Raw genomic sequence first — 18,608 nt, forward strand, 5'->3', positions numbered from 1 at the left:
AAATAATCAGCGCGTCGGAGCCGTCGACGACGTGAATATCCCCGCCCCCGCCGCCCCGAGGATGAATCCACAACCGCTGCTCGCTACGCTGCGCCGTCATACCGCGTCGGCCGTGGCACGCATACTGTCGCCCCGCGGCGTACTCGTCGCCGGCATCGTGCTGCTGCTGTTCAGCTGGGGGCTCTCGACGTCGCTTTTGATCGAGGCACGCCACGACGCGTATGACCATGCGGTCGAAAATGCGCGCAACCTGATGCTGCTGATCGAGCGCGATATTTCCCGCAATATCGAACTGTATGATCTGTCGCTGCAAAACGTCGTCGACGGTCTCGCCGATCCGGAACTGATGACATTGCCGCCGCGCCAGCGTCACCGGCTGCTGTTCGACCGCGCCGCGACCGGCACGTATCTCGGCGCCATTTTCGTGATGGATCCGCACGGCAATATCGTGATCGATTCGGCCGAATCGCCGCCGCGACAAGGCAATTTCGCCGACCGCGACTATTTCGCCGTGCATCGCGACCGGCTCGCGCAGGGCCTCTATATCAGCCGGCCCTATGCGTCCCGGCTGCGCGGCGGCGCCCTGACGATCGCGCTCAGCCGCCGGATCACGCTGGCCGACGGCCGCTTCGGCGGAATCGTCGTCGGCACGCTCAACATCGACTACTTCCGCGCGCTGCTCGACGGTCTCGCGGTCGGCAAGCACGGCAGCGCGGCGATCGTCGAGGACAACGGCGCGCTCGTATCGCGCCTGCCGTACGATGCGCGCGTCGTCGGCCTCGACCTTCACGACGCCCCGCTCTTCATCGAGGCGCAGCGCAGCAGCGAGGGCGCGTTGACGGGCGTCGGCGCGATCGACGGCGTGCGGCGCATCTATGTTTACAAGCATCTCGCGAATCTGCCGCTGGTCGTCGACGTCGCGCCCGCCGAGATCGACATCTACGCGTCGTGGCGCCATCGCACGATCTGGACCGCCGTGCTGATGGGCCTGTTCACCGCGTTCATCACGTGGGGCTCGCTCGCGCTGTCGCGCGAACTCAAGCGCCGGCAGGTCGCCGAGTCGAAGCTGTACCGGCTCGCGCACACCGATTCGCTGACGGGCCTCGACAACCGCGGCACGTTCGACACGGTGCTCGCGAAGGAAGCGCAGCGCGCGTCGCGCAGCGGCCGCCCGCTGTCGGTGCTGTTCGTCGACGTCGATCATTTCAAGGCGTTCAACGACTACTACGGCCACCTTGCCGGCGACGACGTGCTGCGCCGCGTCGCGCAATCCGCGTCGCGCTGCCTGCGCCGCGACAGCGACCACGTCGCGCGCTACGGCGGCGAGGAATTCGTCGTCACGCTGCCCGACACCGATGCGCGGGGCGCGGCGACCGTCGCCGAAGGGATCCGCCGCGCGATCGCCGGGCTCGACATCGCACACGGCCGCAGCCCGTACGGGCACGTGACCGCGAGCATCGGCGCCGCGACCGCCGCCGGCGGGCGCGTCAACGCCGCGACGCTGCTGCGGCAGGCCGACGAGGCGCTGTACCGTGCGAAGTCCGGCGGCCGCAATCGCGTGTCGAACGCCGAGGCGAGCGCGCTAGACGCGTGACCCAGTGGCCGGCGAGGCCACGCCGCCTCGCCGTGGACAGCCCGCGCGCGTTCGGCTAGCGTTACGTCAGCTGCGCGTGCGGCGCGGCGCCGGCCCGCGCGGACCGCCCGCGCGTATCCCGGCCACCCCGCCGGCCACTCCCGTTCCGTCATGACCGCCCAGCTCCCTGCCCGACTGCCGCCGCTCCTGCGCCACGCGCTCCGTCCCCTGCTCGATCCGTACCGCCGCTACCGGCACGCGAAGCTGATCCATGCGGCGCGCGTCGCGCTCGCGATCCTCGTGTCGATCGGCTTGTCCACGGGCCTGCGCGTGCCGCACGGCGAATGGTCGACGATCACCGTGCTGATCGTCGTCGGCGGGCTGCAGCACCACGGCAACATCCGCAAGAAGGCGGCCGAGCGCGCGCTCGGCACGTCGATCGGCGCGCTCGCGGGGCTCGGGCTGATCCTGCTCTACTCCGTCCTGCACGCGCCGCTCGCGATCTACCTGCTGATGGCAATCGCGTGCGGGTTCTGCGCCTATCATGCGATCGGCAAGGCCGGCTACATCGCGCTGCTGTCGGCGATCACGATGGTGATCGTCGCCGGGCACGGCGACAACGAGATCGTCGACGGCCTGTGGCGCGCGGTGAACGTGCTGACCGGCATCGCGATCGCGCTGGCGTTCTCGTTCGCGCTGCCGCTGTACGCGACCTACTCGTGGCGCTACAAGCTCGCCGACGCGCTGCGCGCGTGCGCGGCCGTGCATGCGCGGCTCGCGGGCGACCGCCACGTGAGCGACGACGCGCACCTGAAGGAAATGGCCGCGCTGAGCGCGCTGCTGGTGCAGCTGCGTTCGCTGATGCCGTCGGTGTCGAAGGAATGCGACATCCCGGTCACGCAGCTCGAGGCGATCCAGCGCGGCCTGCGCCTGTGCATCGGCTACCTGGAGATCCTGTCGAGCACGGTGCCGGCGCGCGACGACCTGGCCGCCCGCGAGTACATGCGGGTCGACATGAAGGCCGTGAACCGGCGCATCCGCGACACGCTCGCCGGCGCGAGCCGCGCGCTCAAGTTCGGCACGCCGAGCCGGCTCGCGGCACGCCGCCGGCCGGTCGAGCCGCCGCACGACGTGCCGCCGCAGTTGTCGGGCTACGTGTCGATCACGGCCAAGCTGGCCGGCGAAGTGGATCAGTTACGCGAGAAACTGCTCGATACCGCGCAGGCGTGGAATATCTGAAGGTCGACGGATTCCGGGCGATACCGGGTCGTCTTTCACATTCCTTTCATGACGGTGAGCCGGCAGCCCGGTGGCGGCGGCCGCGTCGCCCGACCGATCCGGCCCCGTCAACCGGGCCTGCGCGCCGGCGCGTTCCCGCCGGTTTCGACCGCCGTCCGGGGCCGGTCCGCGGCGGATTCTCCGGCCGGTTAACCGCCCGCCAGGCCCGCCGCGACAGGCCCGAAGACGTATTGGCGCGAAAATCAGGTCTTGCCCCAACTTCCCGGACAGCCGATACTCGCATATTCCGCGAAATACGATCCCACCGGCTTCAATCCACGGTAATTCCTATGAGCACGATTCTCGAAAGCCTCCCGACCGGCCAGAAGGTCGGTATCGCCTTCTCCGGCGGCCTGGACACCAGCGCCGCGCTGCACTGGATGAAACTGAAGGGCGCCGTCCCGTACGCATACACGGCGAACCTCGGCCAGCCCGACGAAGACGATTACGACGCGATCCCGAAACGCGCGATCGAATACGGCGCAGCCGGCGCCCGCCTGATCGACTGCCGCGCGCAGCTCGTCGCCGAAGGCATCGCCGCGCTGCAAAGCGGCGCGTTCCACATCACGACCGCCGGCGTCACGTACTTCAACACGACGCCGATCGGCCGCGCCGTGACGGGCACGATGCTCGTCGCCGCGATGAAGGAAGACGGCGTCAACATCTGGGGCGACGGCAGCACGTACAAGGGCAACGACATCGAGCGTTTCTACCGCTACGGCCTGCTCGTGAACCCGGATCTGAAGATCTACAAGCCGTGGCTCGACCAGACGTTCATCGACGAACTCGGCGGCCGTGCCGAAATGTCCGAATTCATGAACCAGGCTGGCTTCGCATACAAGATGTCGGCCGAGAAGGCGTATTCGACCGACTCGAACCTGCTCGGCGCGACGCACGAGGCGAAGGACCTGGAAAGCCTCGAAAGCGGCATCAAGATCGTGAACCCGATCATGGGCGTCGCGTTCTGGCGCGACGACGTGAAGATCGCCGCCGAGGAAGTGACGGTGCGCTTCGAAGCCGGCCAGCCGGTCGCGCTGAACGGCGTCGAGTTCAAGGATCCGGTCGAGCTGCTGCTCGAGGCGAACCGCATCGGCGGCCGCCACGGCCTCGGCATGAGCGACCAGATCGAGAACCGCATCATCGAGGCGAAGAGCCGCGGCATCTATGAAGCCCCGGGCCTCGCGCTGCTGTACATCGCGTACGAGCGTCTCGTCACCGGCATCCACAACGAAGACACGATCGAGCAGTACCGCGAGAACGGCCGCCGTCTCGGCCGCCTGCTGTACCAGGGCCGCTGGTTCGACCCGCAGGCGATCATGCTGCGCGAAACGGCCCAGCGCTGGGTCGCACGCGCGATCACCGGCGAAGTGAAGATCGAACTGCGCCGCGGCAACGACTACTCGATCCTGAGCACGAAGTCGCCGAACCTCACGTACCAGCCGGAACGCCTGTCGATGGAGAAGGTGGCGTCGACGTTCTCGCCGCGCGACCGGATCGGTCAGCTGACGATGCGCAACCTCGACATCACCGATACGCGCGACAAGCTGCGCGTGTATTCGCAAGTCGGCCTGCTGACGCCGGGTGAATCGTCGGCGCTGCCGCAGATCAAGGGCGATAGCGAGCAGTAAGCTGTTTCGTTCGAAGCCGGAGCGCGTAGCCGATACGCGGTCCGGCCGGGCAGGCCGTGTGTGCGTCGTTGCATGCGCGGCCTGCTGCTTCTCCCCTCCGCTTCTCCCTTCCTGCTCTCCCCCTCCCCGCGTCACGCGCAAACGGCGCTGCAACGCTGCGGCAATCATGGCAAGCTGCCGGTCGTTCGATTCTCGACCCGGCTCATGACTCCCCTCACCGTCATTCACGTGAACGGCCCGATCAACAGCGGCAAGACGACGATCGGTCGAGCACTCGCACGCGTGCTGCCCGACGCGCGCTTCATCGACGGCGACGATCACGACGCGCCCGACGACGTCCCGTTCGACGTGCAGTGGGCGATCGCGCTGGAGCGCCTCGTCACGCAGATCGCGAACGCGCGCGAGCGTCATCTGGTGATCGCCTATCCGATCGGCGACGCGGAATTCGAACGACTGCGCGCGGCCTGCGACGCACGCGATGCGCGCCTCTTCGTCGTCACGCTCGCGCCGCCCGAAGCGGTCGCGGCGTCGGATCGCGGCACGCGCGCGCTGACGGACTGGGAGCGGAAACGTATCGCCGAGATGTACCGGGAGGGATATGCGGCGCGCGTGTTCAGCGATTGCGTGATCGATACGTCGAAGGCGTCGGCCGATGCGTGCGCGCGGGAGATCGCGCCCCGCCTTCAATGATGCTGCTGCACACCCGACACGACCTGCTCGCGCGCCCCCTTGCGGCTCAGCATCAGCGTGACGACCGCCGACACCGCGAGCGTACCCGCCACCACGTACAGCCCGGCCGCATACCCGCCCGTCACATGCTTGAGCCAGCCGATCGCGAACGGCCCGACGAACCCGCCGAGGTTGCCGATCGAGTTGATCATCGCGATCCCCGCGGCCGCGCCGGCGCCTGACAGGAACGCGCTCGGCATCGCCCACAGCGGCGCCTTCGCGGCGCTGATCCCGATGTTGACGACGACCAGCGCGAGCACGGTCAGGAGCGCGGTGCTCGCCTGCCCCGCGAACACGAAGCCGATGCAGGCCAGCACGCACGGAATCACGACGTGCCACGTGCGCTCGCCGGTGCGATCCGAATGCCGCGCCCATCCGATCATCGCGACGACTGCGGCAATGCTCGGGATGCCGGTCAGCAGGCCCGTCTGCAACGCAGTGAAGCCGAACTGCTTGACCATCAGCGGCGCCCACAGGCCGAGCGTATAGAGCCCCGCCGACGTGCCGAAGTAGATCAGCGCGAGCGCCAGCACGCGCGGGTCACGCAGCGCCTGCCACGCGCCGGCCGTGTGTCCGGCGTGCGTGTGCCGGGCGTCAGCCTCGGACTTCAGCTTCGCGATCAGCCAGTCGCGCTCGTCCGGCTGCAGCCACGCCGCCTTCGACGGCGCATCGGTCAGGCACTTCAGCACGACGAAGCCGAGCGCGACCGCGGGCAGCGCCTCGACGATATACAGCATCTGCCAGTCGGCGAGCCCGAACATCGGCGGCATCTGCATGATCGCGCCCGACAGCGGCGAGCCGATCGCGGTCGAAATCGGCGCGGCCGCCATGAACCACGCGGCGGCCACCGCGCGCTGCTTCGCGGGAAACCACAGGCTCAGGTACAGGATGATGCCGGGGAAGAAGCCGGCTTCCGCCATGCCGAGCAGGAAGCGCAGCACGTAGAAGCTCGTCGGCCCGGCAGCGAACGCGGACACCGCCGACACGATGCCCCACGTGACCATCACGCGCGCGATCCAGATGCGTGCGCCGACGCGGTGAAGAATCAGGTTGCTCGGCACTTCGAACAGAAAGTAGCCGATGAAGAACAGGCCGCCGCCGAGTCCGAACGCGGTCGGCGACAGGCCGATCGCCTTGTTCATCGTCATCGCCGCGAAGCCGACGTTGACGCGATCGAGAAAGCTGACGAAGTAAAGCAGCATCACGAACGGAATGATGCGCCACATCAGTTTCCGCGCGACGCGGGTTTCCAGATCCGCTTGCATGTGTCTCCTCCTTCGAGGTCGAGCCGCACGCTGTCCGCGCGTGCCCGGTGGGTGCTGGCCGGCGACACGACGAAGCGTGTGCGCCGGCGCCCGGCTCGCGTCGAATGCGCGAGTCGCGGGCAGAAAATTCGGGGGCGGTGAATCAACGACGAACGGCTGTGCATGCGCGCGGCCGTCACCGTCGTCGTTGCCGTCAGGCCGCGACCGCCGCGTGCGCGACGCGCTCGCAGACGGCGGCCGTCACCTGCGCGGTCGTCGCGTTGCCGCCGAGGTCACGCGTATGCAGCGACGGGTCGGCCGTGACGGCCTCGATCGCCTGCATCACGCGCGTGGCCGCTTCCGTCTCGCCGAGATGCTCGAGCAGCATCACGACCGACCAGAACGTGCCGACCGGATTCGCGAGGCCCTTGCCCATGATGTCGAATGCGGAGCCGTGGATCGGCTCGAACATCGACGGATAGCGGCGCTCGGGATCGATGTTGCCGGTCGGCGCGATGCCGAGGCTGCCGGCCAGCGCGGCGGCGAGATCGCTGAGGATGTCCGCGTGCAGGTTGGTCGCGACGATCGTGTCGAGCGACGCCGGGCGGTTCACCATGCGCGCGGTCGCGGCGTCGACGAGTTCCTTGTCCCACGTGACGTCGGGAAATTCCTGCGCGACCTGCTTCGCGATCTCGTCCCACATCACCATCGCGTGACGCTGCGCGTTGCTCTTCGTGATGACGGTCAGCAGCTTGCGCGGACGCGACTGCGCGAGCCGGAACGCGAAGCGCATGATGCGTTCGACGCCGGCGCGCGTGAGGATCGACACGTCGGTCGCCGCCTCGATCGGATGCCCCTGGTGCACGCGGCCGCCGACGCCCGCGTATTCGCCCTCCGAGTTCTCGCGCACGATCACCCAGTTCAGGTCGTCCGGCCCGCAGCGCTTCAGCGGCGCGTCGATGCCGGGCAGGATGCGCGTCGGGCGCACGTTCGCATACTGGTCAAAGCCCTGGCAGATCTTCAGGCGCAGGCCCCACAGCGTCACGTGGTCGGGCACGTCGGGGTCGCCCGCCGAGCCGAACAGGATCGCGTCCTTGCCGCGCAGCGCGTCGAGACCGTCGGCCGGCATCATCGCGCCGTGCCGGCGATAGTAATCGGCGCCCCAGTCGAAATCCTCGAACTCGAACGCAAAGCGGTCGCTGCCGCGGGCCAGCGCTTCCAGCACCTGCTTGCCGGCCGGCACCACTTCCTTGCCGATGCCGTCGCCGGGAATGGTCGCGATACGGTAGGTCTTCATGCTGACATCCTCGATTGATCGTAAGCGTGAAGGCACTTTACCCAACTTGAAGTGCGGGAACCGGTGCTAGAATCAAAGCATCTTTAACTTCAATTCACGAATCCCGTCATGGCGGATACCGTCCAGCCGTCCGATCTCGGCTTCTTCTCGACGCTGGCCGCGTCGGGCAGCCTGAGCGCGGCCGCGCGCGAACTCGGGCTGACCGCGGCGGCCGTCAGCAAGCGGCTCACGCAGATGGAGCACCGCGCGGGCGTGACGCTCGTCAACCGCACGACGCGGCGCATGATGCTGACGCCTGAAGGCGACGTGTACCTCGACTACGCGCGCCGGATCCTCGATCAGATGGACGAGCTGGGCGAACTGCTCGGCAGCGCGAAGCAGCGGCCGAAGGGCCTGCTGCGCGTGAACGCGACGCTCGGCTTCGGGCGCAGCCACGTCGGCCCGGCGATCTCGCGCTTCGTCGCGCGCTTTCCGGAGGTGTCGGTGCAACTGCAACTGTCGGTGATGCCGCCGCCGCTCACCGACGACGCGTTCGACGTGTGCATCCGCTTCGGCGAGCCGCCCGATACGCGCGTCGTCGCGCGGCGGCTCGCACCGAACCGGCGGCTTCTGTGCGCGGCGCCCGCGTATCTCGCACGGCACGGGACGCCGGGCACGCCGCACGAGCTGACGCGGCACAACTGCATCGGCATCCGGCAGGGCGACGAAGGCTACGGGATCTGGCGGCTGACGAGCGGACGCGGCGCGGCACGCAACACGGAAGCCGTGCGGATCAACGGCAACCTGACGACGAACGACGGCGAGATCGCGGTGAAGTGGGCGCTCGACGGGCACGGGATCCTGATGCGTGCCGAGTGGGATATCCGCGACTATCTGGCCGACGGGCGACTGGTCGTCGTGCTGCCCGACTATGAGACGCCGAGCGCAGATATCTACGCGGTGTATGCGCAGCGGCATCAGATGTCCGCGCGGATACGGGCGTTCGTGGATTTTCTGGCGGGGGAACTGGGCGGGTGACGTGGCGTGGCGGGAACGGCATCGTTACCGAAACGCGAGTATTCTGGCGAATGGTTCAATCAATTGTCAGAGTATTTGCACCGTCTCGTCATCCCCGCCGCCGCACCAACCTTGCCGGAGCCGCCATGTTCGACCTGACCACGCTCACCACCTTCACCGCCGTCGTACTGGGTCTGTTCCTGATTCCGGGCCCCGCCGTGCTGCTCGTGCTGAGCCGCACCGTGCAGGGCGGCCGCAAGACCGGCATCCTGACCGGGCTCGGCGTCGCGAGCGGCGACTTCGTGCATACGCTGTTCGCGGCGGTCGGGCTGTCGGCGCTGCTGATGACATCTGCGCTCGCGTTCAACGTCGTGAAGCTGGTCGGCGCCGCGTACCTGATCTACCTCGGCGTGCGCGCGCTGCTCGACAGGCCGTCCGATCCGTCGCTGCCGAAAGTATCGCCCGTCACGCCGCTGAAGGCATACCTGCAGGCGATTCCCGCTGAAGTGCTGAACCCGAAGACCGCGCTGTTCTTCCTCGCGTTCATGCCGCAGTTCGTGCATCCGGAGCGCGGCTCGACGTTCGTGCAGTTCGCGGTGCTCGGGCTGATCTTCGTCGTGCTCAGCTCGCTCTACACGACGCTGATCGCGTGCTCGATCCGCCCGCTCGGCCGTCTCGTGAAGCGGCTCGCGTGGCTCACGCGCTGGCAGGGGAAGATCATCGGCTCGATCTTCATCGCGCTCGGGGTGCGCGTCGCGGTGCAGCAGCGCTGACGCGCGTTTCGCATGACGTCCCACGCGGCGACCGCCGGGGAAATCCTCTATACCGATCCGCGCCTCGTCGCGGTCTACGACCGGTTCAACGCAGGCGATCGCGACTTCGCGTTCTACGCATCGCGCATTGGCGCCACGCGGCAACGGATTCTCGATCTCGGCTGCGGCACCGGCACGTTCGCGCGCCGGCTCGCGGCGACCGGGCACGACGTCGTCGCGATCGATCCGGCACCCGCGATGATCGACCATGCGCGACGTCAGCCAGGCGCCGGGGCGGTGCGCTGGCTCGCGTGCGATCTCGACGGCCTGCCGCCCGGCGCGCCGTTCGATGCCGTCGTGATGACCGGGCACGCGTTCCAGTGCCTGCTGACCGATGCGGCCATCGACGCGACGCTGCGCGGCGTGCGGCGCGTGCTGGCCGACGACGGCCGCTACCTGTTCGAGACCCGCAACCCGCGTGTCGAGCCGTGGCTTGGCTGGACGCCGCAGGCGTCCACATCCCGCATCGATTCGCCCGAATTCGGCATCGTCGAACTGCACCACGCGGTGACTGCCGTCGACGGCCCGATCGTGTCGTTCGACACGGTCTACCGCTTTCACCGTGACGATATGCGGGTAAAGAACGCGAGCCGGCTGCGCTTCATCGCACAGCCCGACCTGCAAGCGCGCGTGGCGGCCGCCGGCTTCTCGTCGGTCGACTGGTGCGGCGACTGGCAAGGCGCGCCGTTCGACGACGCGGCCAGCGCGGAGATCATCGCGATCTGCCGTGCGTGAGCGGTTGACTACACCGCCGACTACCTGGCGCCCAGCGCGTCCCGCACGCCCTCCCAATCGAGCCCGAACCGAGCGAGATACTTGCGCAGCCGGTCCGCATCGTTCGGCTGCTTCTTGTTCTGCCGCGACACCGCGAACAGTGTGCGGCCGGCCTCCGACAAACTCGCCGAAACGCGGCACACGTCGAGCACGCGGTCGAGCTGCACGCGGTCGAACAGGTCGAGTTCCGCCGCGCGCGCGCCGAACACCGCATCGACGTATCCATTCAACGCTCCCTCACCGCCCGGCGACGACCACGTGCGCGTCAGCCGCTCGACCTCCTGTTCCGCAATCGCCTCGGTAATCCGCCCCGCATCGGCGAGCGTCGCCATCCGCGTGATCGATGCGGACAACTCGCGGAAGTTGCCCGCCCACGCCGCGCGCGGCGACGCCGCGAACGCGAGATAGCGCCGCTTCGCTTCCACGTTGAACCGCACCTGCTCGCCCTGCTCGCGGCCGAAACGATCAAGCTCGAATTCGAGGTTCGGCTCGATGTCCTCGCGCCGCTCGGCGAGCCCCGGCAATTCGTACGTCCACAGATTGATCCGCGCATACAGATCCTCGCGGAACGTGCCGGCCGCCACCATCTGCCGCAAATCGCGGTGCGTGCCGGCGATCAGCTCGAAATCGCTGGTCGCCTCGACGTCCGCACCGACCGGCAGGAAGCGCTTCTCCTCGATCGCCTTCAGCAGCATCGCCTGCTCGTCGAGCCCGAGTTCGCCGATCTCGTCGAGAAACAGCAGGCCGCCGTCCGCCGCGCGCAACAAGCCCGCACGCGCGGACTGCGCGCCGGTGAACGCGCCCTTCACGTGGCCGAACAGCGTCGACATCGCCGCGTCGCCGCGCAACGTCGCGCAATTGATCTCGATGAACGGCCCCGCGAGCCGATGGCGGCCGCGCTTCAGTTCGTACACGCGTTTCGCGAGAAACGACTTGCCGGCGCCCGTCGGACCGACGAGCAGCATCGGCGCGCGCGAGCGCACGGCCACGCGCTCCAGCTGTTCGATCAGCACGTTGAAGCGCGCGTTGCGCGTCGCGATGCCGGCCTTCAGGAACGACACCGTCTCGTCGCGCTCACGCGTGAAGCGCTGCGCGATCCGGTTGTAGCGCGACAGGTCCAGATCGATCACCGATATCGTGCCCGGCCCGCTCGGCCCTTCGTCGGTCTGCTTCGGCGGCCCCGTCTGCACGAGGCGCGCGGGCAGGTAGCGCGCTTCCGCGAGCAGGAACCAGCAGATCTGCGCGACGTGCGTGCCGGGCGTGATGTGGATCAGGTAGTCCTCGTGTTCGAGGTCGAACGGATACGCGCGCGCGTAGTCGTGCAGCGTCGCGTAGACCTCCTCGAAATCCCACGGGTCATGGATCGTGACCGGCGTGAGCCGCACCTCGGTATGCGGCGACAGCCGCGCGAGGTCGTCGCGCACGTGATTGGCGAGACGCACGTATTCCTGCGGATACAGCAGTTCGAGCCGGTCGATCTTCAGGTCGGACTGTTCGCACAGCGAAATCGTCGGCCGCCATTTCGGGTAGCGACGCGCCGTGCGGTCGCCCTGGTCGAGCACGATGCCGAGGAAGCCGATGGCGACAGTCTTGCGCATGTTTATCTCATTGGATAAGGAGCGATCTGATTGTATCGAAACTTCGTGTTGGCGCAATGCGGCACGCATCGACCACCAACGCTTCGATATGAATAATTTCCTTTTATTTTCAATGGACTAAGAATTTTTTCGAACATGGACGTGCCCGCTGGCACGCTCCTCGCTAAATAGAAGGCGCCGGATGTCCCGCTGGCCCGCGAGCCAGGGTTCACAAAGCCCTGCTGGTGCGCCGCCGCCGAACCTCGTTCGTCGCGGCAGCGCATGCCGCCATGGACAGACGAAGGCAAAGGGGCGCGCGAGGCAGCCTTGTCCGGGTTCGAATCCCGGGGCGCCCACTGTTCGGAAGCTCATTCAGGTGGAGCAGCCGGCGCGAGCCGGTGTGTGGCGGGTTCGAATCCCGTCCGAACGCTGTCCGCAAGGACGGTCTATCGAGAGAAGCAGTACCCGCCGGTGCGGGCCGACAGGCCCGCCGCGCGTCGGACCGGTTGCGGTTCCGCGCGATCGGCCGGGCGGCCGGACGGCCCGCGCGAACGCGCACGACGACGCGATGCAGGATGCGTCGCCGCGTGCCGCCGCGCCGGACCCACGCGCCGCCCGCCCGATCGCGTCGCACCCCGATCCGTGCGATGCGTGTCGCCCGGCGGCCATTGAAGAAAAGGACAAGAATATGTGGAAGCGTCATGTGGTGAAAAAGAACGAACGCGCGCTGCTGATGAATGAGGGCGATTTCGTGAAGGTGCTGGAACCGGGCGTGTTCAAGGCCTTCGATCCGTTCAAGCGTCTGTCGGTGCAGACCGCGCGTCTCGACGCGCCGCTCGCCGACGCCGCGCTGGCCGACTACCTGCGTCACGACGCCCCGGACGTGCTCGCGCAACACTTCGTCGCGATGGATCTGGCCGACGACGAAGCGGGCCTGCGTTATGAAGACGACGTGCTCGTCGAGATCCTGCCGCCGGGCACGCGCCGGCTGTACTGGCGCGGCCTGATCGCGCATCGTCTGGCGCGCGTCGACCTCACGCAGGACAGCATGCTGCCGGCCGCGCTCGCGAAGCGCATCGCGCAACCTGCGCTGCGTGCCCGCGGCGTGGCGGGCCTGACGGGCGTGCTGCTCGCGCAGGTGCCGGCGTATCACGTCGGCGTGCTGAAGATCGACGGCAAGATCGAGCGGCTGCTGGATCCGGGTGTTGCAGCGTTCTGGCGCTTCAACCGCGACGTCGCGGTCGAGCTCGTCGACCTGCGCCTGCAAGCGCTCGAAGTCGCCGGCCAGGAAATCCTGACGCGCGACAAGGTCGCGCTGCGGCTGAACCTGTCGGCGACGTGGTGCTATGCGGACGTGCTGCATGCGTTCGGCCAGCTGCAGAAGCCGGTCGAACACCTGTATCGCGAGCTGCAGTTCGCGCTGCGTGCGGCGGTCGGCACGCGCTCGCTTGACGAGCTGCTGGAGGACAAGCAGGCGATCGACGATGTCGTGATCGCCCAGGTGCGCACGCGCCTCGCGCAATCGGGCGTGGACGTGCGCAGCGTCGGCGTGAAGGATATCGTGCTGCCGGGCGACATGAAGACGATCCTCGCGCAGGTGGTCGAAGCCGAAAAGGCCGCACAGGCGAACGTGATCCGCCGCCGCGAGGAAACAGCGGCGACGCGCTCGCTGCTGAACACCGCGAAGGTGATGGAAGAAAACCCGACCGCGTTGCGGCTCAAGGAGCTGGAAACGCTCGAGCGCGTCGCGGAACGGATCGACCGCATCTCGGTGTTCGGCGGCCTCGATCAGGTGCTGAACGGGCTCGTCAGCATCAAGGGCGCTTGATGGATGAGGCGGCGCGGCGCATGGGTGCCGCGCCGGATGAATGAACGAATGGTGAAGCAAATGAGCAATGACGATTTTCAGGTGATGGAACTGGCGAACGGCAAGCCGGTGAAGATGTGGACGCAAGGCGTCGCGGTCGAGGACGACGCGCGCGCGCAATTGCGCAATACCGCGCAGATGCCGTTCATCTTCAAACACGTCGCGGTGATGCCGGACGTCCACCTCGGCAAGGGCTCGACGATCGGCAGCGTGATTCCGACGAAGGGCGCGATCATCCCGGCCGCGGTCGGCGTCGACATCGGCTGCGGGATGATGGCCGCGCGCACGACGCTCACGGCAGCGGACCTGCCGGACTCGCTCGGCGGGCTGCGCAGCGCGATCGAACGCGCGGTGCCGCACGGCCGCGTGCCGGGCCGTCGCGATCCGGGCGCATGGGGCGATCGCACGCCGGCCGCCGTAACCGAGTCGTGGAAGTCGCTGCTGCCGGGTTTTCAGCGGATCGTCGACAAGTATCCGAAGCTGGAAAAGACAAACCACTACGCGCATCTTGGCACGCTCGGCACGGGCAACCACTTCATCGAGGTATGCATCGACGAAGCCGGTCACGTGTGGTTCATGCTGCACAGCGGCTCGCGCGGCGTCGGCAACGCGATCGGCAGCCTGTTCATCGAACTCGCGCAGGCCGACATGCGGCAGCACATCGCGAACCTGCCGGATCGCAACCTCGCGTATTTCACCGAGGGTAGCCGGCACTTCGACGATTACGTCGAAGCGGTCGGCTGGGCGCAGGACTACGCGCGCCGCAACCGGCAGGCGATGATGGACGCCGTGATCGGCGCGGCGCGCGGCGTGATCGCGAAGCCGTTCGCGGTCGACGAGCACGCGGTGAACTGCCACCACAACTACGTACAGCGCGAACGCCACTTCGGCGAGGACGTGCTCGTGACCCGCAAGGGCGCGGTGTCCGCGCAGAAGGGGCAACTCGGGATCATTCCGGGCTCGATGGGTGCGAAGAGCTTCATCGTGCGCGGGCTCGGCAATCCGGAAAGCTTCTGTTCGTGCAGCCACGGCGCCGGCCGCGCGATGAGCCGGACCGAGGCGAAGCGCCGCTTCACGGTCGACGACCAGGTGAGAGCGACGCGCGGCGTCGAATGCCGGAAGGACGCGGGCGTCGTCGACGAGATCCCGATGGCCTACAAGGACATCGATGCGGTGATGGCGGCGCAACGCAGCCTCGTCGAAGTGGTGCACACGCTGCGTCAGGTGGTGTGCGTGAAAGGATAGCGGGCATCACACAGTCGAGCCATCGACGCCCACTGACGAACGAACGGCGTGGTGCCCTCAGGCATCGCGCCGTTTCCCGCCGTTTCCGTATCGGCCTGCATTCGACCATCGTCACACGAATCGCCACGACAGCGGCGGTATACTCGATGCTGTCCGGCCGCGCTCGATCCGCATCGCGCGCTTACGATGCGCTTGCTACCGGACATCCGCCCTTCGCCCCGTCATCACCGATACGAACCGTCATGTTTCGTCATCTCCCGCTTGCCATCGCCGTCACCCTGCTCACCGCGTCGCTCTCCGCCGCCGCGCGCGATCCCGCGCAACACTCGGTCGCGCGCGACTTCAAGAACTGGTCGGTCGTTTGCGACAACGCGAACCGCTGTATCGCCGAAGGCGGCAACGACGACATCGACGACACGCGCACCAGCATGATCGTGCGGCTCACACGCGATGCCGGCCCCGATGCGCGGCCGTCGCTGGAGATCTTCGCATCGGCGCCGCTGGACCTGCGCACCGCGCGCGCGGACGGCCAGCCGTTCGACGCGGTGCCGGCCGAGTGGCACGCCGTCACCCGGACCGGCAACGCAGATGACGACGTCTATCCTTTCCGCATCCGCACCAGCGATCCGACGACGGTCGACGCATGGCTGACCGTGTCGCACAACGCGCAGAGGGTGAGCTTCGGCGACCCGGCCGCCGCGCAGGCACCGCGCGTCTCATTGTCGGGACTCAATGCCGCGCTGCTGCTGATCGACGACACGCAGGGCCGCATCGGCACGGTCACCGCGCTGCTGCGCAAGGGCACGCGGCCCGCGTCGTCGGTGCCCGCCGCGCCGCCGTTGCCGCCCGCGCCCGTTCCCGCACCGCGCGTGGCCGACCTCACGCCTGCCGAACAACGGCCGCTCGTCGATGCGGTATTCGACAAGTTCAGCGGCGCCGTGAAGCGTTGCGCGGCCGATGCCGGCGACGAAATGTCGACGCAGGACCGCCGCAAGACGGCATCGGCCACCGCGATCTCGGCCACCGACGCGATCGTGTCGATCCCGTGCCAGACGAGCAGCGCCTACAACCATACGGACCTGTGGTATCGCGTGCATCGCACCGCGCCGTACGCGCCGACGCCGCTGGATTTCGGCGAGCACGCGAGCGCGGGGCTCGATCCGGCGTCGTTCGCGAACCAGCTGACCGAAGCAAGCTACGATCCCGCGCATGCGATGCTGTCGAGCCTCGACCGCGTGCGGGGCGCCGGCGATTGCGGGTCGAGCGCGTCGTGGGTGTTCGACGGCCGGCGCTTCGTGCTGAACGACGTCGCGATGCACGGCGCCTGCAACGGTCTGTTCGTGGATCAGTGGCCGCGGCTGTATCGCACGGCCGGTTCGATCGACAACCCGCGCTGATGCAGCGGCGTCGGCGCGCTCACGCGCCGACGATCGAGATCGAGAACCCGTCCCAGCCCTTCAGCCCGACCGTCTGCACCGCCGTCGTCATGAGATTCGGCTCGGCGACGAGCCGCGCGAACCCGTTGCGCACGCCGACGACGTCCGGCTCGCGGTTGTCGGGGTCGGCCACGCACCCGCGCCGCACGACGTTGTCGACGACGATTACCGTGCCGGGCCGCGACAGTTTCAACGCGGCGTCCAGATAGACGGCGTTGTTGTCCTTGTCCGCGTCGATGAAGATGAAGTCGAACGGCGCCTCGCCCGCATCGACGAGCCGCGCGAGGCTGTCCTTCGCGCTGCCGACGACGACCGACACGACCTCCGCGAACCCGGCGCGCGCGATGTTCTGCGTCGCGACCTTCGCGTGGTCGGGGTTCAATTCGAGCGTCACGAGCCGGCCGCCCGGCGGCAATGCGCGTGCGAGCCAGATCGTGCTGTAGCCACCGAGCGTGCCGACCTCGAGGATGCGCCGGGCGCCGCGAATCGTCGCGAGCAGCTGCAGCAGCTTGCCCTGGTTCGGCGCGACGTTGATCGCGGGCAGCCCGGCCGCGTCGCTCGCCGCGAGCGCGGCGTCGAGCGCGTCGTCGGACGGCACGAGCGTCGCGGAGAAATACGCATCCACCTGGTTCCACTGATCCTGATCCATCGCGCACCTTTCATCGTCGGAAAAAGGCATTCTATGCGCGGCCTCCCCATAAGCAACCAACCATTCGTTCTAAAGAAAGCGGCGCACGCGCTCCTATAATCGGCCGACCATCACAACAACACGCGGAGCACCCATGACCGATCAGGCCTCTTCGAACTGGCGCCTCGAAACCATCGCCGTGCACGGTGGCTATCGCCCCGACCCGACCACGCGCGCGGTCGCGGTGCCGATCTACCAGACCGTTGCGTACGCATTCGACGACACGCAGCACGGCGCGGACCTGTTCGACCTGAAGGTGCAGGGCAACATCTACACACGGATCATGAACCCGACGACGGACGTGCTCGAGCAGCGGATCGCCGCGCTCGAGGGCGGCATCGGCGCGCTCGCGCTGGCGTCGGGCCAGGCGGCCGTCACGTACGCGATCCAGACGATCGCGGAAGCCGGCGACAACATCGTGTCCGCCAGTTCGCTGTATGGTGGCACCTACAACCTGTTCGCGCACACGCTGCCGCAATACGGGATCACGACGCGCTTCGCCGATCCGCGCGATCCCGCATCGTTCGAGCCGCTGATCGACGCGCGCACGAAGGCGATCTTCGCGGAATCGGTCGGCAACCCGCTCGGCAACGTGACCGACATCGCCGCACTCGCCGCCATCGCGCATCGTCACGGGATCCCGTTGATCGTCGACAACACGGTGCCGTCGCCGTACCTGCTACGCCCGTTCGAGCACGGCGCGGACATCGTCGTGCACTCGCTGACGAAGTATCTCGGCGGCCACGGCACGAGCCTCGGCGGCGCGATCGTCGATTCCGGCAAGTTCCCGTGGGCGCGGCATGCGGACCGCTTCAAGCGGCTCAATGAACCCGACGTCAGCTATCACGGCGTTGTATACACCGAAGCGTTCGGACCGGCCGCGTACATCGGCCGCGCGCGCGTCGTGCCGCTGCGCAACATGGGCGCGGCGATCTCGCCGTTCAACGCGTTCCAGATCCTGCAGGGCATCGAGACGCTCGCGCTGCGCGTCGAACGCATCAGCGACAACGCATTGAAGATCGCACAGCATCTGGCGCGCCATGAACACGTCGAATGGGTGAACTATGCGGGGCTGCCCGATCACCCGGATCATCCGCTCGTCGCGCGCTACCTGTCGGGCCGCGCGCCGGGCATCCTGACGTTCGGCGTGAAGGGCGGCCGTGACGGCGGCGCCCGGTTCCAGGATGCGCTGAAGCTGTTCACGCGGCTCGTCAACATCGGCGATACGAAGTCGCTCGCGACGCATCCGGCCTCGACGACGCACCGGCAACTGTCGCCGGCCGAACTCGCGAAGGCCGGCGTGAAGGAGGAAACGGTGCGGCTGTCGATCGGGATCGAGCATATCGACGACCTGCTCGCCGATCTCGACCAGGCGCTCGCGCAGCTGTGATCCGAAGCGGGCGTGCCGATACGCCCGCGTTCAAATATCCCGACCCTGGAACGCCTACAAGGTGTGCAATCCCG

At 67.8% G+C, this 18,608-nt stretch carries 15 protein-coding genes and 1 tRNA gene; 12 read left to right on the plus strand and 4 right to left on the minus strand.

From position 1 onward, the window contains the following. Positions 1-61: 61 nt before the first annotated feature. The 4 genes from DIE23_RS05375 to DIE23_RS05390 all read left to right on the plus strand — a co-directional run bounded on the left by DIE23_RS05375 (position 62) and on the right by DIE23_RS05390 (position 5,169). Positions 62-1,594 (plus strand): diguanylate cyclase, encoded by a 1,533-nt coding sequence (locus DIE23_RS05375; protein WP_124611156.1) that lies wholly within the window; start codon positions 62-64, stop codon positions 1,592-1,594. A 150-nt stretch (positions 1,595-1,744) separates the two neighbouring features. Beyond that, on the plus strand, positions 1,745-2,812 hold the full coding sequence (locus DIE23_RS05380) for an FUSC family protein (RefSeq protein WP_124611157.1): 1,068 nt from the start codon (positions 1,745-1,747) through the stop codon (positions 2,810-2,812). 329 nt (positions 2,813-3,141) lie between these two features. After that, the gene (gene argG / locus DIE23_RS05385) at positions 3,142-4,479 is read left to right on the plus strand and encodes an argininosuccinate synthase (RefSeq protein WP_124611158.1); all 1,338 of its coding nucleotides are present in this window, start codon (positions 3,142-3,144) and stop codon (positions 4,477-4,479) included. A gap of 204 nt (positions 4,480-4,683) precedes the next feature. Continuing rightward, on the plus strand, positions 4,684-5,169 hold the full coding sequence (locus tag DIE23_RS05390; RefSeq protein ID WP_124611159.1) for a shikimate kinase: 486 nt from the start codon (positions 4,684-4,686) through the stop codon (positions 5,167-5,169). On the opposite strand, the gene DIE23_RS05395 is transcribed toward DIE23_RS05390, so the two are convergent. Together DIE23_RS05395 and DIE23_RS05400 are read right to left on the minus strand one after the other, a co-directional pair. Continuing rightward, complete coding sequence (locus DIE23_RS05395; protein WP_124611160.1) at positions 5,163-6,473, minus strand: MFS transporter; 1,311 nt, start codon at positions 6,471-6,473, stop codon at positions 5,163-5,165. The genes DIE23_RS05390 and DIE23_RS05395 overlap by 7 nt on opposite strands. A 193-nt stretch (positions 6,474-6,666) precedes the next feature. Beyond that, entirely contained in the window at positions 6,667-7,749 is a 1,083-nt protein-coding gene (locus tag DIE23_RS05400; protein ID WP_124611161.1) for a tartrate dehydrogenase, read from the minus strand. Positions 7,750-7,857: 108 nt separating this feature from the next. Here DIE23_RS05400 and DIE23_RS05405 point away from each other — a divergent pair, with 108 nt between their 5' ends. The 3 genes from DIE23_RS05405 to DIE23_RS05415 all read left to right on the plus strand — a co-directional run bounded on the left by DIE23_RS05405 (position 7,858) and on the right by DIE23_RS05415 (position 10,292). Beyond that, positions 7,858-8,766, plus strand: coding sequence for a LysR substrate-binding domain-containing protein (locus DIE23_RS05405; RefSeq protein ID WP_124611162.1), 909 nt, complete (start codon positions 7,858-7,860; stop codon positions 8,764-8,766). 125 nt (positions 8,767-8,891) lie between these two features. Continuing rightward, entirely contained in the window at positions 8,892-9,518 is a 627-nt protein-coding gene (locus tag DIE23_RS05410; RefSeq protein ID WP_124611163.1) for a LysE family translocator, read from the plus strand. 12 nt (positions 9,519-9,530) lie between these two features. Continuing rightward, positions 9,531-10,292: a bifunctional 2-polyprenyl-6-hydroxyphenol methylase/3-demethylubiquinol 3-O-methyltransferase UbiG gene (locus tag DIE23_RS05415; protein ID WP_124611164.1), complete on the plus strand. Its 762-nt coding sequence runs from the start codon at positions 9,531-9,533 to the stop codon at positions 10,290-10,292. 20 nt (positions 10,293-10,312) lie between these two features. Here DIE23_RS05415 and rtcR read toward each other — a convergent pair whose 3' ends face one another. Then, positions 10,313-11,929: an RNA repair transcriptional activator RtcR gene (rtcR, locus tag DIE23_RS05420; RefSeq protein ID WP_124611165.1), complete on the minus strand. Its 1,617-nt coding sequence runs from the start codon at positions 11,927-11,929 to the stop codon at positions 10,313-10,315. Positions 11,930-12,265: 336 nt separating this feature from the next. Between rtcR and DIE23_RS39405 the strand changes: the two genes are divergently transcribed. The 4 genes from DIE23_RS39405 (at position 12,266) to DIE23_RS05435 (ending at position 16,417) form a co-directional block, all read left to right on the plus strand. After that, positions 12,266-12,338, plus strand: a tRNA-Arg gene (locus DIE23_RS39405). A 258-nt stretch (positions 12,339-12,596) separates the two neighbouring features. Next, a complete protein-coding gene (locus DIE23_RS05425; RefSeq protein ID WP_124611166.1) occupies positions 12,597-13,736 on the plus strand; it encodes a slipin family protein in 1,140 nt (379 codons plus the stop codon). Between the two features lie 60 nt (positions 13,737-13,796). Continuing rightward, positions 13,797-15,020: an RtcB family protein gene (locus tag DIE23_RS05430; protein WP_124611167.1), complete on the plus strand. Its 1,224-nt coding sequence runs from the start codon at positions 13,797-13,799 to the stop codon at positions 15,018-15,020. A 242-nt stretch (positions 15,021-15,262) separates the two neighbouring features. After that, positions 15,263-16,417, plus strand: coding sequence for a DUF1176 domain-containing protein (locus tag DIE23_RS05435; RefSeq protein ID WP_124611168.1), 1,155 nt, complete (start codon positions 15,263-15,265; stop codon positions 16,415-16,417). A gap of 19 nt (positions 16,418-16,436) precedes the next feature. On the opposite strand, the gene DIE23_RS05440 is transcribed toward DIE23_RS05435, so the two are convergent. Beyond that, on the minus strand, positions 16,437-17,105 hold the full coding sequence (locus tag DIE23_RS05440; RefSeq protein WP_124611169.1) for an O-methyltransferase: 669 nt from the start codon (positions 17,103-17,105) through the stop codon (positions 16,437-16,439). Between the two features lie 133 nt (positions 17,106-17,238). Here DIE23_RS05440 and DIE23_RS05445 point away from each other — a divergent pair, with 133 nt between their 5' ends. Next, positions 17,239-18,534, plus strand: a complete 1,296-nt coding sequence (locus tag DIE23_RS05445; RefSeq protein ID WP_124611170.1) for an O-acetylhomoserine aminocarboxypropyltransferase/cysteine synthase family protein — start codon at positions 17,239-17,241, stop codon at positions 18,532-18,534. Positions 18,535-18,608 lie beyond the last annotated feature (74 nt).

The organism is Burkholderia sp. Bp9143 (genome assembly GCF_003853645.1).
Classification (GTDB): Bacteria; Pseudomonadota; Gammaproteobacteria; order Burkholderiales; family Burkholderiaceae; genus Burkholderia.

What these genes read in the sequence shown, in the direction of transcription:
- DIE23_RS05375 (WP_124611156.1), top strand. Translation starts at nt 62, where the DNA reads ATGAATCCACAACCGCTGCTCGCTACGCTGCGCCGTCATACCGCGTCG.
- DIE23_RS05380 (WP_124611157.1), top strand. Translation starts at nt 1,745, where the DNA reads ATGACCGCCCAGCTCCCTGCCCGACTGCCGCCGCTCCTGCGCCACGCG.
- argG (WP_124611158.1), top strand. Translation starts at nt 3,142, where the DNA reads ATGAGCACGATTCTCGAAAGCCTCCCGACCGGCCAGAAGGTCGGTATC.
- DIE23_RS05390 (WP_124611159.1), top strand. Translation starts at nt 4,684, where the DNA reads ATGACTCCCCTCACCGTCATTCACGTGAACGGCCCGATCAACAGCGGC.
- DIE23_RS05395 (WP_124611160.1), bottom strand. Translation starts at nt 6,473, where the DNA reads ATGCAAGCGGATCTGGAAACCCGCGTCGCGCGGAAACTGATGTGGCGC.
- DIE23_RS05400 (WP_124611161.1), bottom strand. Translation starts at nt 7,749, where the DNA reads ATGAAGACCTACCGTATCGCGACCATTCCCGGCGACGGCATCGGCAAG.
- DIE23_RS05405 (WP_124611162.1), top strand. Translation starts at nt 7,858, where the DNA reads ATGGCGGATACCGTCCAGCCGTCCGATCTCGGCTTCTTCTCGACGCTG.
- DIE23_RS05410 (WP_124611163.1), top strand. Translation starts at nt 8,892, where the DNA reads ATGTTCGACCTGACCACGCTCACCACCTTCACCGCCGTCGTACTGGGT.
- DIE23_RS05415 (WP_124611164.1), top strand. Translation starts at nt 9,531, where the DNA reads ATGACGTCCCACGCGGCGACCGCCGGGGAAATCCTCTATACCGATCCG.
- rtcR (WP_124611165.1), bottom strand. Translation starts at nt 11,929, where the DNA reads ATGCGCAAGACTGTCGCCATCGGCTTCCTCGGCATCGTGCTCGACCAG.
- DIE23_RS05425 (WP_124611166.1), top strand. Translation starts at nt 12,597, where the DNA reads ATGTGGAAGCGTCATGTGGTGAAAAAGAACGAACGCGCGCTGCTGATG.
- DIE23_RS05430 (WP_124611167.1), top strand. Translation starts at nt 13,797, where the DNA reads ATGAGCAATGACGATTTTCAGGTGATGGAACTGGCGAACGGCAAGCCG.
- DIE23_RS05435 (WP_124611168.1), top strand. Translation starts at nt 15,263, where the DNA reads ATGTTTCGTCATCTCCCGCTTGCCATCGCCGTCACCCTGCTCACCGCG.
- DIE23_RS05440 (WP_124611169.1), bottom strand. Translation starts at nt 17,105, where the DNA reads ATGGATCAGGATCAGTGGAACCAGGTGGATGCGTATTTCTCCGCGACG.
- DIE23_RS05445 (WP_124611170.1), top strand. Translation starts at nt 17,239, where the DNA reads ATGACCGATCAGGCCTCTTCGAACTGGCGCCTCGAAACCATCGCCGTG.